The 12,405-nt window shown below is 59.1% G+C and carries 16 protein-coding genes; 8 read left to right on the top strand and 8 right to left on the bottom strand.

Going from position 1 to position 12,405, the window contains the following annotated elements:
* Positions 1–106 precede the first annotated feature (106 nt).
* Positions 107–1,255: an Mrp/NBP35 family ATP-binding protein gene (locus ABRA89_RS07105; RefSeq protein ID WP_349940753.1), complete on the bottom strand. Its 1,149-nt coding sequence runs from the start codon at positions 1,253–1,255 to the stop codon at positions 107–109.
* Positions 1,256–1,331: 76 nt separating this feature from the next.
* On the opposite strand from ABRA89_RS07105, the gene ABRA89_RS07110 reads away from it, so the two are divergent.
* On the top strand, positions 1,332–2,123 hold the full coding sequence (locus ABRA89_RS07110) for a HugZ family pyridoxamine 5'-phosphate oxidase (protein ID WP_349940754.1): 792 nt from the start codon (positions 1,332–1,334) through the stop codon (positions 2,121–2,123).
* Positions 2,124–2,609: 486 nt separating this feature from the next.
* On the opposite strand, the gene ABRA89_RS07115 is transcribed toward ABRA89_RS07110, so the two are convergent.
* The 4 genes from ABRA89_RS07115 to ABRA89_RS07130 form a co-directional block, all read right to left on the bottom strand.
* Positions 2,610–2,891 (bottom strand): YMGG-like glycine zipper-containing protein, encoded by a 282-nt coding sequence (locus ABRA89_RS07115; protein WP_349940755.1) that lies wholly within the window; start codon positions 2,889–2,891, stop codon positions 2,610–2,612.
* Positions 2,892–3,122: 231 nt separating this feature from the next.
* Positions 3,123–3,413, bottom strand: a complete 291-nt coding sequence (locus ABRA89_RS07120) for a hypothetical protein (RefSeq protein WP_349940756.1) — start codon at positions 3,411–3,413, stop codon at positions 3,123–3,125.
* A 347-nt stretch (positions 3,414–3,760) separates the two neighbouring features.
* The gene (locus ABRA89_RS07125) at positions 3,761–4,720 is read right to left on the bottom strand and encodes a PAS domain-containing sensor histidine kinase (protein ID WP_349940757.1); all 960 of its coding nucleotides are present in this window, start codon (positions 4,718–4,720) and stop codon (positions 3,761–3,763) included.
* Between the two features lie 117 nt (positions 4,721–4,837).
* On the bottom strand, positions 4,838–5,632 hold the full coding sequence (locus ABRA89_RS07130; protein WP_349940758.1) for a response regulator: 795 nt from the start codon (positions 5,630–5,632) through the stop codon (positions 4,838–4,840).
* Positions 5,633–6,011: 379 nt separating this feature from the next.
* Between ABRA89_RS07130 and ABRA89_RS07135 the strand changes: the two genes are divergently transcribed.
* The 5 genes from ABRA89_RS07135 to ABRA89_RS07155 all read left to right on the top strand — a co-directional run bounded on the left by ABRA89_RS07135 (position 6,012) and on the right by ABRA89_RS07155 (position 8,423).
* On the top strand, positions 6,012–6,245 hold the full coding sequence (locus ABRA89_RS07135) for a NepR family anti-sigma factor (protein ID WP_349940759.1): 234 nt from the start codon (positions 6,012–6,014) through the stop codon (positions 6,243–6,245).
* On the top strand, positions 6,242–6,793 hold the full coding sequence (locus ABRA89_RS07140) for a sigma-70 family RNA polymerase sigma factor (RefSeq protein WP_349940760.1): 552 nt from the start codon (positions 6,242–6,244) through the stop codon (positions 6,791–6,793). Before ABRA89_RS07135 ends, ABRA89_RS07140 begins: the two co-directional genes overlap by 4 nt.
* Positions 6,794–7,044: 251 nt before the next feature.
* Complete coding sequence (locus tag ABRA89_RS07145; protein WP_349940761.1) at positions 7,045–7,458, top strand: ElaB/YgaM/YqjD family protein; 414 nt, start codon at positions 7,045–7,047, stop codon at positions 7,456–7,458.
* A 75-nt stretch (positions 7,459–7,533) separates the two neighbouring features.
* Entirely contained in the window at positions 7,534–7,899 is a 366-nt protein-coding gene (locus tag ABRA89_RS07150; RefSeq protein WP_349940762.1) for a hypothetical protein, read from the top strand.
* A 71-nt stretch (positions 7,900–7,970) separates the two neighbouring features.
* Positions 7,971–8,423 carry a host attachment family protein gene (locus ABRA89_RS07155; RefSeq protein WP_349940763.1) on the top strand — a complete coding sequence of 151 codons (453 nt, stop codon included), beginning with the start codon at positions 7,971–7,973 and terminating at the stop codon, positions 8,421–8,423.
* Positions 8,424–8,623: 200 nt separating this feature from the next.
* Here the strand turns inward: ABRA89_RS07155 and ABRA89_RS07160 are convergent, their stop codons facing one another.
* Positions 8,624–8,746: a hypothetical protein gene (locus ABRA89_RS07160; protein ID WP_349940764.1), complete on the bottom strand. Its 123-nt coding sequence runs from the start codon at positions 8,744–8,746 to the stop codon at positions 8,624–8,626.
* 58 nt (positions 8,747–8,804) lie between these two features.
* Between ABRA89_RS07160 and ABRA89_RS07165 the strand changes: the two genes are divergently transcribed.
* Positions 8,805–9,203 (top strand): hypothetical protein, encoded by a 399-nt coding sequence (locus ABRA89_RS07165; protein ID WP_349940765.1) that lies wholly within the window; start codon positions 8,805–8,807, stop codon positions 9,201–9,203.
* A 36-nt stretch (positions 9,204–9,239) separates the two neighbouring features.
* Positions 9,240–9,512 carry a DUF7218 family protein gene (locus tag ABRA89_RS07170; RefSeq protein WP_349940766.1) on the top strand — a complete coding sequence of 91 codons (273 nt, stop codon included), beginning with the start codon at positions 9,240–9,242 and terminating at the stop codon, positions 9,510–9,512.
* A gap of 28 nt (positions 9,513–9,540) precedes the next feature.
* Here the strand turns inward: ABRA89_RS07170 and ABRA89_RS07175 are convergent, their stop codons facing one another.
* Both ABRA89_RS07175 and ABRA89_RS07180 read right to left on the bottom strand, forming a co-directional pair.
* A complete protein-coding gene (locus ABRA89_RS07175) occupies positions 9,541–10,725 on the bottom strand; it encodes a transporter substrate-binding domain-containing protein (RefSeq protein ID WP_349940767.1) in 1,185 nt (394 codons plus the stop codon).
* Positions 10,726–10,833: 108 nt separating this feature from the next.
* Entirely contained in the window at positions 10,834–12,378 is a 1,545-nt protein-coding gene (locus tag ABRA89_RS07180; protein WP_349940768.1) for an NAD(P)H-hydrate dehydratase, read from the bottom strand.
* Positions 12,379–12,405 lie beyond the last annotated feature (27 nt).

Consider the following 12,405-nt stretch of genomic DNA (forward strand, 5'->3'; position numbering starts at 1 on the left):
GGGGTGTCATGCCTCCTGTCAGGATCAAGGAGCGGATCTTTTCGCCCGCTCTTCAGTCCCGTATCGGACAGCTTTTATGCAAATCGCGCAAGAGGTTAATTAGGCATCACTCGAAAACGATACTCGGGGTTTCTGCAGCCTGCTCGCTCAATTCCAGACCTGCGAGCGCCCGCGAGGCCATGTCCCGATAGATCTCCGCATGCGGCCCGTCGGGTTCGGCCTGAACGATCGGAACCCCCTCGTCGGACCGGACTCGGATGTGCATGTCGAGGGGCATCGCACCCAGAAACGGCACGGATTGTTTGACGGCTTCCGCTTCGGCACCTCCATGGCCGAAAATGTCGTATCGGGCGCCTGTATCCGGGGCGATGAAATAGCTCATGTTTTCCACAATTCCGAGGATCGGGATGTCCACCTTGCGGAACATGGTGATGCCCCTGCGTGCATCGACGAGGGAGAGGTCCTGCGGCGTCGAGACGATGACCGCACCTGCGAGAGGCACCTGCTGGGCCATCGTCAGCTGGGCGTCTCCCGTGCCGGGCGGCATGTCCACGACGAGAATATCAAGATGGCCCCATTCGACCTCGCGCATCATCTGATTGAGCGCAGAGACGACCATCGGCCCGCGCCAGACCATGGCGGTCTCCTCGGCAACGAGAAGGCCGATCGACATGACCTTCATGCCGTAGGCTTCCAGCGGCTTCAGCAGACGACCGCCAGCAGATTGCGGCTTCTTGTCTTTCAGATCGAGCAGGCGCGGTATCGAGGGACCGTAGATATCGGCATCGAGAATGCCGACCTTGAGCCCGAGATCACGGAAACCGAGCGCCAGATTGACGGCTGTAGTCGACTTGCCGACACCGCCCTTGCCGGAGGCGACGGCGACGATCTTGTCGACGTTCGGAATGCCCGGCTTCGTCGCTCTTGGCTCGGCACCGCGTCCGGCGGGTGGGTTCGATTGCTGGGCGGGGATGGGCGCGGGCTTCGCGGCGGGCTCGCCCGCCTGCTTCTCAGCCGTCAGTGCGACCATCGCCTTGGTGATACCGTCGAGTTGCTCGATATGGCGTTCGGCCTCCTTCCGGAACGGCTCGAACTTGTCCGCGTCCGTCGCCGGCACCGTGAGCGAGAAGAACGCCTTTCCATCCGCGACAAAGATATCCGACACCATTCCACGCGAGACGACGTCCGCGCCGCCGTCGGGCGCTTTCATGTCGCCAAGGATTGCCTTTATCGTCCTCTTGAGTTCTTCAGCCACGGAGTATCCTTGTTTCCAACTGCGCCTGCCTGCGCAGATATGCCGTCAATTCGGGAACGCAAACAGCTCTTGATCCGTGTTCGAAAACATGGAGCCAGTCATCAACAATTTCGGTGCCTTCATGCCAAACAACGCCGAGGCCAAAAAGTCCCTCACGCAGCCGGTCGACGGCGATGTCCGAAAGCTGACGAGGCAAATTACCCGGTCTGCCCGTTTCGGAGCATTGAGTGTCTTGAGACCGGGCGATGGCTTCCCATCCGTGAGCCGCGTCCTGACGGCGAACGATTTCATCGGCCGACCGGTCCTTCTGGTCTCCGGACTTTCGCACCATGCCAAGGCGTTGACAGAGGACGCGCGCTGCTCGCTCTTGGTTGGAGAGCCATCGAAGGGCGATCCCCTCGCCCATCCACGGCTGGCGATCTTCGCCATGGCCCGGCTTGTCGAATTGAATGAGGAGGAGCGTGAGCAGCTACGATCGCGTTTTCTCGCGCGGCATCCGAAGGCTGAACTTTATATCGATTTTCCCGACTTCCGCTTCGCCGTGCTCGATCCGATCGAAGGCAGTCTCAACGGCGGCTTCGCAAAAGCCTATGAGCTGGCGGCAGACGACATAACGGACGAGCACGTCGCAGACCTTGAAGCATCAGCCGTTCGCGCGATCAATCACATGAACGATGATCATTCCGACGCAATCGACGACATTGCGCAAAGAGCGGGCGAGAAGGATACCGGATGGCGAATTGCGACGGCTGATCGTCACGGATTCGAGCTTGCCCGATCCGACCGGCTGAAACGCATCGAGTTCAGGTCCGACCCTGCCGCCGAAGGCGGTTACCGGAAGGCCTTCGTCGAGCTGGTCAAGGGATAGGTTTCGAATGCGCCGACGCTAAACCCGTCTCGATCTGATCAGAGTTCGTAACCCTCGGGGCAGTCGGCTTCGAAACGGCGCGTCGATCCGGCCCTGCGCCATATGCATTGTCCCGGCGCGTTTGCCGCTGTACCGATCAAATTGTCGCCAGGTCTCATTTCCGGCGCCGGGATCGTGCCCTGACGGTAGGGCTTCACAGTAGCGTCTTCGAGTCCAAACACGGCGCCGAATACGGGCGATCCGTCACGTCCGGTACAAGCTCCGAGACCGAGCGAGGCAATCACGAGCAGGCCGGTCGCAAGGCGGCGTCTAGGTGCCGAAACACGTCTCAAGAGTCTCTTCGCCCCCGCTCCACTGAACGCTCCGCCCTTCAAGGGCATGAGCCTGCCTGTTCCAGCAACCCTTTAGCATGGGTCACATCATCCAGAAACAGAAAAGCCGCCGGGCGAACCGACGGCTTTCTGAAACAGAAGTTCCGACCTTTGATCAGTAGCCCTGCGGGCACCGATAGACGTTGCCGTCGGAATAGCGGCAGTAGCCAGGGCGCTGCTGCGAGCGGCCGATAACGTTACCTGCGACCGCACCGCCGGCTGCGCCGACTGCGGCACCAATGAGGGTCGATTCCGTGTTACCGCCGATTGCTTGACCAGCCAGCGCGCCGACTGCACCACCAGCAAGTGCACCGCCGCCGGTGTAGCGATCTTCGGTCGTGCAGCCCGTTGCAGCGACGGTCAGCGTCAAAGCCGCGATCGCGATCATCTTTTTCATTGATTGGGTCCTCTCCTGTGTGTCCCGTTACGCAGACAATACCGCGTCTCCGGCGTTGTTCAATAGTCCGTTGACTGTTCGTCAAACGAATTATGAACGGCTTTCGATAAGCGCGGCACTGCCTTCGTGGACGTCGTAAACGCAGCACAAGATTTTGCCCACAAAAAACGCCCCGCTTTCCGCGAGGCGTATTGAATGCATTCGTCAAATGAACGGCAGATGAACCGAGAGTTATCTCGATGCAACAAGCTGTTGGTCTTCCACGAGATCGATGTTGAGTCGTCCATCCCGCGTCACCGACCATTCGAGCGATGCAGACTGTTCGAACGAAGCGGGATCGACCGCTTTACAGGCACCGTAAAGCTTTGGCATCCGCGTCTCGGCGAGGCGAACCTGTACCCCAAGATCGTTACGGCATTCATCAATCGTTTCGTAGGCTGGCGCTGCGACCGGAACCTCTCGGCAAGTCGTAACGTCCGACGAACAGCCAACCAGCAGCATCAAAGCAGCGATGTGTTCCATTGAACCTCTCCATATTGCCGGTAAAACAAAGTGTAGCCGTTTTCGTTCCCGGTCGAAGGGCAAGAAAGTCACGTTTACGTTAGGTAATAGATCCGCATTGTCGGCCAGCGAACATTGGCGCAAAAGCTTCGTCGGTGCCTTTGGGCAAATCGTAAAGCGGTATAGACACAATCGCTTGTTCGATGGCGCTTGGCGCCAATGAGGAACAGGCAAAAATATCGCCCTAGCGGACGCAGGCCATCTCACGATCTGCCAATGCAAAACGCTCTGAGTGCGCAGTGCGGCGCCCGCCTCACAATTACGTGATGAAATTCATATCTTGGCCGCAGCAACTCGGCCCATGCTGCTCAGATAACGTTTGGCTCGTTCGTCAGTTCGAACTGCGCGTCTGGTATGAGCAACCGATAAAGCACTCCGTCAGGCTCATGCGTCAGCTTTGCCGACCCGCCGACCGCATTCGGGACGATTCGCTCAAGTGTCGCCGTTCCAAAGCGCGGATCGCGGTTCTGACGAACCCGCGGCCCATTATGCTCTTTCCAAAGCAGCACGAGGTCCTGGTGATCCTCGACCGCCTCTAAATGCGTCGAAATCTCCACGTTGCCCCCGGGGACGGAAAGCGAGCCATAAGAGGCCGCGTTGACCGCCAATTCGTGCAGGGCAAGGCCGACATGCAGCGAAGCCGTCGGCGAGAGGTAAACCGAGGCGACGGACGACCTGATCTGCTGATTGCCGTCCGGTGCGTAGCGCTCGACCTGAAGAGTGATCAGCTCGTTCAGCTGAGCACCGCGCCAGTTCGTATCCGTGACGATGTCCTGGGAATAAGACAGCGACTGGATCCGTCCGCGGAACCGCACGAGGAATTCCGGGACCGTCAGAGAATGACGTGCTGTCTGACTCGCAAGGCTTTGAATGATGGCGAGAAGGTTCTTGGAGCGGTGAGAAAGCTCGCGAAGAAGCGTTTTCAGCGTATCCTCGCGGCGCTTGCGCTCGGTGATCTCGACCGAGGTACCAAGGAGCCCTGATACCGAGCCGTTCTCATCCCGATCGACATCAAGCTGTATGTCGTACCATCGCGTGGCGCGGGGCGTCTCATGGAGAAACTCAAAGCGCACGGGCGAGCCGGTGCTCAACACTTTCTTCCTCACATCGAGGGCATGCTGCAACGATGAATCGTTGAGAATATCCCCATCGGACATGCCCTCCCGAACTTCTGAGAGCCAGGATCGGCCGGGATTGCAAACCCAGGAATAGCGAAGATCGTGGTCCTGCCGGAATACGGACATGTCCGTATTCTCAACAGCTTTCATGACCTTTGCTGCCAGCATTAGACCACGCTTGAACCTTTGCACATCAGGTCGGAAAGCCGATGCTCGCCCGTCAACGGCTCCACCTTCGTCAGCGATCGGCGATAAACGCCGATCGGATTACGCTGCGACCTTGCGATCGCTTTCAAAGAACAGCGCCTGGCTGATCAGAGCCTTCACCATGTCCGGATTGAACGGTTTGGTCACGAGGAAGGTCGGCTCGGGCCGCTCGCCCGTCAGCAGGCGTTCCGGGAACGCCGTGATGAAGATCACCGGTACCGAAACATGGGACAGGATGTCGTTCACCGCATCGATGCCCGAGCTGCCGTCAGCGAGCTGGATATCCGCGAGAACCATGCCCGGCTGCTGCTGCTCGAAAAGAGCGATCGCTTCCTTGTGGGTACGCGCAACGCCCGTCACCGAATGACCGAGACCTTCGACCATCTGCTCGATATCCATCGCGATCAACGGTTCGTCCTCGATGATCATGATGTCCGTCGAAACCTGACGGCCGATATCGGCGCTTGCTTGGCTGATCAGGTTCGAAAACTCCGTCTCATCCTTCGACAGGATGTCCGCAGCCTCGTCCGTGGTGAAGCCTTCGACCGCTACAAGCAGGAAAGCCTGACGCGGCAACGGCGAGATCGCCTTCAGATTGCGCGAGGCCTTTTCTTCCCAGCCGCCAGTCTGTCCATCGTCCTGAATGTTCACATCCAGGGACTGCCAAAGCGACGAAAACAGCTTGTAGAGCGAAATACGGGGCGACTGATCGTCCGGAAAGATCTCCGGATCGGCAATAAGCGCTTCCAGTACTGCAGCAACATAGGCGTCACCGCTGGACTGCGACCCAGTAAGAGCCCGGGAATAACGCCGCAGATACGGAATGTGCGGCGCTATGCGGGATGACATCGACATGAATACTCCCCTCGTGTCGATTGGATTTTGATCGATCGACCGCGTCCCGGCGGTACGCCGACAATGCGCCGATCTTGCCGAAGTTCCCTCGGAAGGGTTCAAGTCGGTCCGGCATAGTTATGGTGTCTGAAAATCCGTTGTGAAGTGGCGGACGAGACTCGACTTTCGCTATGTGGGAGAAATGACTGAAGAATGCGTTCGCCCCTTGAGCTATCCTCACGCCCCCATATGTCCCGACGAGAATACGGCTAAGCCTCGGGCCATTCGACTTGCAGCCCTCGTCGCAACCGCAAATTCGGGTCAGCGCAAGCCTAAGGCAAGAGCCGACCTCGAAGTCAACGACGAGATTGACCATATGAGAGACATGCCGGGACCAGACATGGACACAAGCAAAGCCGAAAAGGACGCGCCGAGTGCCGATCGGGCTGCGGAGAATAAGCAGGATTCCAAAATGAGCTTTGCGCTTCCAAGTGCGATAGGCGACCGCCTCAAAGCCTACTACAATGACGTCGCTAGCGAACCTGTACCGGATCGCTTTCTGTCACTTCTCGAACAGCTGGATCAGGCCGAAGGGGAGCAAAAACGTAAATCGGATAAAGAGGAGGTCGAATGACCGCGGAAACCGATTTTCGTAAAGAGCTGATCGAAGTCATCCCGAATTTGCGTGCCTTTGCAGCTTCGCTCGCCGGATCGTTTGATCGAGCGGACGACCTCGTTCAGGAAACCCTTGTGAAAGCCTGGGACAAACAGCACACGTTCCAACCGGGCACCAATCTTAAGGCGTGGCTTTTCACAATCCTTCGCAACGAGTTCTATACCCAGATGCGCAAGAAGGGCCGCGAAGTTCAGGATGTCGATGGCATCCATGCCATGCAGCTCGCCGGCCATCCGGAACAGCAGGGTCATCTCGACCTGCAGGACTTTCGCAAAGCACTCGATATGCTACCCGATGACCAACGCGAGGCGCTGGTGCTGATTGGAGCGTCCGGGTTTTCGTATGAGGAAGCGGCTGAAATCTGTCATTGTGCCGTTGGTACTATAAAGAGCCGTGTTTCGCGCGCCCGAACCCGCATCGGCCAGATTTTGGAGATCGAAGGCGACGGCGAGTACGGGCCGGACTCCATCGCTTCGCAAATCATTGGCGTCGCTCCCGCGGCCTGATCATAGGCTCAGCCCCTTATAAGACCCGACGCTTCGGATGACGACGGCAATCACTGTCGCAACGCTCGAAGCGCCGGGTCTTCCAGTGTCGGGGTTTCGCTTTCTCATTGAAAACCACATCCGAAGAAACATCCGCAGATAAGGCGGATGGCTGGCTCTCGAGGCTGGAACATTCTCGCAAGTGCGCTGTTTGAAACAAAGGACACCGCCGCGCAGCATCCGTGCGGCATTTAAGACCAGAAAGGCATCCCATGGCATCGGACACCACCTCATCCTCGACCGTCGGCGCTGGCACCGCTTCGGGGTCGGCATCTTCGTCCACCACGGCAGGCTCGACGACGCCCGGCTCGTCCTATTCCGGCTCGACCGCGACGCGCGGTGATCGCGAAGAGCTGGAAGCACAGATCCAGAAGCTCCGCGAAGACGTCTCCGGTGTTGCTGAGTCTTTGAAGAGCATGGCAACGAACCGGTCCAATAGCGCTCGGACCCAGGCAACCGCGATGCGGGACGAATACAAAGCGAAGGGCGAGCGGTATCTCCAGCAGGCGCAGGAGGCAGCGGACGATCTTGAAGACCAGATCAGCGACCGCATTCGCGACGAGCCGATCAAGAGCGTCCTCATCGCTGCGGCTGTCGGCTATCTCTACGCACGCATTTTCCACTAAGCGTCCATGTGGTTCCTCGTAGCGAAGATATTCCAAGGCGAACTCGGTACTTATATCGCGAGGTATAAGCGGCTCGTGACGCTCTACGCGATCATGAGCGTTTTCATACTGCTGCTGCTCGCATTCCTGCTCACGGCGCTGTTCGTATTCGTCGCCGCGCAAATCGGTGCCTTGAACGCAGCTCTGATCGCTTCCGGCCTTTGCCTCGCGATTATCTTGGCCATTTGGTTGATGACGATCAAGGTACGGCGGAAACCTGAAAAACGCGTTCAGGATCGGATGAAGCGGGATATCGCATCTGTGGCAGGAACGACCGCACTCGCCAACCTGCCGAAAATCTTCGCCATGGCGCGAAAGAGAAAGGCGGCGGCGATCATGACGCCAATCGTCGCCATTGTCGGCTTCAGCGTTTGGCGAATGCTTCAGGGCGACGACGAATAGGTCTTTGCCAGTTACCAAATGCAGGGCGCGTTGCGAACGCGCCCTTTTTCATTCCAGAGCGGAGATAAATCATGAGTTCCGTTGAGATCGGCTATCAAACTTGGGTCCTCGTCGCCGATGGAGAGAAGGCTCTTTTCCTGAAGAATCTCGGCGATGCGGAGCTACCAAACTTCGAAATCCAGCGCGTCGAAGAACAGGACAACCCGTCGGACGGCGAGCAAAGCGCGAACAAGCGCGGCCGGGCCAGCGATGGCGGTGCCTCGAACCCCCATAGTTCCGCCTTCGACGACACCGACTGGCACGAGCTAGCCAAGGAGCGCTTCGCTTCGGACCTCGCCGATATTCTCTACAAGATGGCGATCAAGCACCGGTTCGAACGGATCGCGCTCGTCGCTTCCCCATCGACCCTCGGGGAGCTGAGAGAGCACCTGCACAAGGAGGTCGAGGACCGCGTCATCGGCGAAATCCCGAAGGATCTCACCAATCATCCGCTTGGAAAAATAGAGGACATCCTCACGCACTGATCGGCATCAGGCGATCGACTCCGCAAACAGGGCAACACGAAAGCCATGTCTCAGCATGATCCGGAAGGCGCTCGCCCGGGGACTTCCGGAACACCTGTTCTCATCGTTCTGATCGTTGCGCTATCGATGGCTGCCTTGTTCGCGATTTTTAACGGCGGTTTCCGATCGTCACATCCGAATGTGGCGCCCGGCCTAGCAGCTCAGAATACGACGCCCGCCGAGAGCGAACCGGCAGGCGCCCGAGAGGTCATGACCCTGGACGACAGGACCCAGACCGGAACCGAGTGATCGTGCGGCAAACCGTATCCGATAAGGGCGTTCATGAACTTCCCCCTTCCGAAACGCGTTTCCGTACCAGCTTCCACCGAAAGGACCCAACCCATGTCAGATCAACCGACCCGCACCGAAGCCGATATCGTCCCTGTCGATCAGGCCGTCGGCGGCGACGCCGATAACCCAGGCATCACACAGCCGGTCACTCAAGACGAGATCGACGACATCCTGAACAATCAGACGATGCCGATCGAAGAGCGCCAGATGCGGCTTGAAGAACTGCGCTCCCGCATAGGCACTCGTGAAAACGCCGATCGCGGCGACGACATGTCGGCCATCGAAATGCAGCTTAGCGAAGCGCTAGGCCTGCTTGCCGACGGCGGACACACCTATTCCACCGCGGAGGGTGTGGGAATGGATCCGGCCGGACGCGCCGATGCGCGTTCGCCAGACGACGAACGCAGCCTTGGCCGCCCGGATGCAGTTGGCACGCGCGAGCCAGAATAATCGGATCGCCACAGCGGAAAAACGGGAGTTCGATACATGGCGCGGAAAGAGAACGAAAACAATCCTTCGCTCAAAGCGCCGGATGTTTACGAAGAACTTCGCGATCAGGGCTATTCAAAGGGCAAGGCAGCGGCGATCTCGAATGCGCAGGCCAATCCCGACATGAGCCCCGGCAAAAAGGGCGGCAAGTCGCCGCCCTACGAGGAATGGACCAAGGAAGAGCTTTACAGCCGCGCTCAGGAACTCGATATCGAAGGCCGCTCCGACATGATCGAGGATGAGTTGATCGAGGTATTGCGCAACGGCTGATTATCCGCGCTGAACGGCCACGTCCCGGTCATTCCATCGTGCCGAGTTCTGCGAAGACCCTATCGGACCATTCCTCGCCCTCAATCACGTTGAGAAGTGCCTGGTTCACAGGCTCACGCAGGGTCGATCCTTGCGGCAGAGTGATCCCATAGTCCTGTCTTCCATAGGCGCTGGGCAGCACTTCCAGATCGGACGCAAAATCGTTCTTGATGCGATACTGAAGCAGCGGCTTGTCGTAAACGAAGGCGTCTATTCGGCCTCGCGCCAAGGCAGCAAGACCTGACTCGACGGACTCATAACCGGTAAATGGAACACGCGATTCGCCCAGCCACTCGTCGCTGGACGAGCCGCCGATCGAACCGACCGACACGCCTGCAAGATCGTCAGGACCTTCCACCGTCGTCGCCAGCCGATTGGTCGTCAGCGCCGATGCGATCATGCCGGTAAAGGTCGAGATGATCAGGATCGCCCCGAACATCCAGACGAGCGCGATGATGCGCCCGGCGATCGTCTTCGGTGCCTTGTCGCCATAGCCGACCGTCGTCATAGTGACTGCCGAGAACCAGAAGCCCGATCCGATACCCTTGATCGGATTTCCGCCAAACTCCTCCGGGTTGGCCCGACGCTCGGCAAGCCAGAAGAGGACGCCGATTCCGGCAAGAAGCCCCGCGAGAGCGAGGACCGCCTGGATGAAACCCCAGGTGAAGATCGCGGCGAGGCTCGAAATCCACGAGCCGCCTCCACGTTCGACGGCAATGCCGAAGCCTGTCGAATAGAACGGATGGGAGAAGTCGACGACTTGCTCACGGCTCGGCGTAATGGTCATGGCGGCGACCGATGCCGCGTATCGCCCATCCGCGACGCCTTCGATCATCGAGGTTAGGTCGGTTTCCTCAAGTCGATATTCGATGTCGAGATCGGCAGCGATCCGCTCCCACAGCCAGATTGAGAGACCGGTCCATTCACCGTTTTCGCTTTTCATCGCGAAAGGCGGCGCTTCGCGCGTCGCGACGATAAAGGGTTGTGGGATGTCGCTGACTGCACCGCCACCTTGGGCGCTGTTTTCCGATGGGTTGGCTGGCACGACGCGCTCGGACGTGGCGGCATCCTGGGCAAGAGCGAAGCCGGTCGAAAAGCCGAGGCCGATCGTCAGCAAAAGGGACCGGAGCAGTGATCCCAGAGGCCGGCAAAGCGGAGAAGTCTGGTTGATCATGGTTTGAGCGTAGCACAAAGAGAACCGGTCGCAACGCTATCCCCACTGGGCCGGGGTGCGGCATTTCCAATCACGGCTTCGCGGTCACTAAGGCCGTCGCATCCTGCGTCAGTCGCCCACCAACTCTCCCAATACGCGAGGAAGCTGCCCTGCCAGGTCTTCGGCGATCAGCCCTGCTCCGAAGAGCTCCGCTGACCGGCCGTGCATCCAGACGGCGGCCGCTGCAGCTTCGAAAGCGGGCATGGCTTGCGCAAGTAGCGCAACGATGATGCCGGTGAGAACGTCGCCGGTTCCCGCTGTCGCGAGCCAAGGAGTACCGTTTGCATTGATCGCCGCGCGGCCATCCGGCGAGGCGATGACCGTATCGCGGCCTTTGAAAACGATGACAGCTCCAGAACGATCCGCAGCCTTCCGAGCGCGATCCAGCTTCGAGAGCGAGCCATCGGCCGCGAGATCGGGAAAGAGCCGCGAGAATTCGCCGGCATGAGGTGTCAGAACCGGATTTGAGTCACTCTCTCGAACGGCTTTGCGCGCCTGATCGAAAAGCGTATCCGGTTCGTCCGCGAAAGACGTGATTCCATCTGCGTCGAGAACGAGCGACCGGTTCGCATCGAGGACAATGCGTACACAGTCGCGGGCAAGCGCCCCTACCCCGAACCCTGGTCCTAAAACGAATGCGTTGAACCGTTTGTCGACGAGCAGCTCGGCAAGGTCGTCCGCTCCCTCGCAGCGCTTCAACATCACGGCGGTCAAATGCGCAGCGTTAACCAGGATCGCCCCAGCCGGCGAGAAGACCGTCACAAGTCCAGCTCCCGCCCTGAGCGCTGCGTTGGCGGAAAGGCGCGCAGCACCGGTCTTCGAGGCAGAACCCGAAAAGATGACCGCATGCCCACGGTCGTACTTATGGCCGGTGTCGGCTGGAAGGTTCAGGCTCTCCCGCCAAAGACCGGGCGCGTTGAGAAACGCTTTCGGCCGAATGGTGTCCAGAGCGGAAAGGTCGATCCCGATCTGGCGAATATCGACCGAGCCGCATTGCGAGCGGCCGGGATCGAGGTAATGCCCTGGCTTGGCTCGAAAGAACGATACTGTCCGATCAGCTCGAAAAGCGGTTCCGAGGATCGCGCCACTCTCGCCGGAAACGCCCGAGGGCAGATCGATTGCAAGCAGCTTCGCTTGCGATGCGTTTGTCCGCTCGACGAGCTCCGCGATCTTTCCTTCAAGCGGGCGCGAGAGCCCGGCCCCGAACACCCCGTCGATAACGAGTTCGCAGCCGTCAGGATCGAACCCATCGAGAGGCCCCACTTCACCGCGAAAGAAGTCAGCGGCGAGCCTTGCATCTCCCGAAAGTCGATCTCGATCCGTGAGCGAATAGACTATGACAGGAAAATCGCCTCGCCTCAGAAATTCTGCGGCCACGAAGGCATCGCCGCCATTGTTGCCAGGACCGGCAAGACAGGCGATCCTGCCCGCTCCTACCGTGCCGGGTTCACCAATCAGTGCGAGCGCCGCATCGGCAACCTGAGCACCGGCCGCTTTCATCAGCTCGAAACCGGCAATCCCGCCATCGATCGTCATGCGGTCTGCCCACCCCATCTCGTCAGGAGTCAGCAATGCCAACTCTGACGCGTTTTGGTGGCTGTTTTGCTCATTCATTGGTCAAAATGCCTAATCCGAGGTCAG

The sequence above is a fragment of the Fulvimarina thalattae genome (assembly GCF_040239565.1).
Classification (GTDB): domain Bacteria; phylum Pseudomonadota; class Alphaproteobacteria; order Rhizobiales; family Rhizobiaceae; genus Fulvimarina.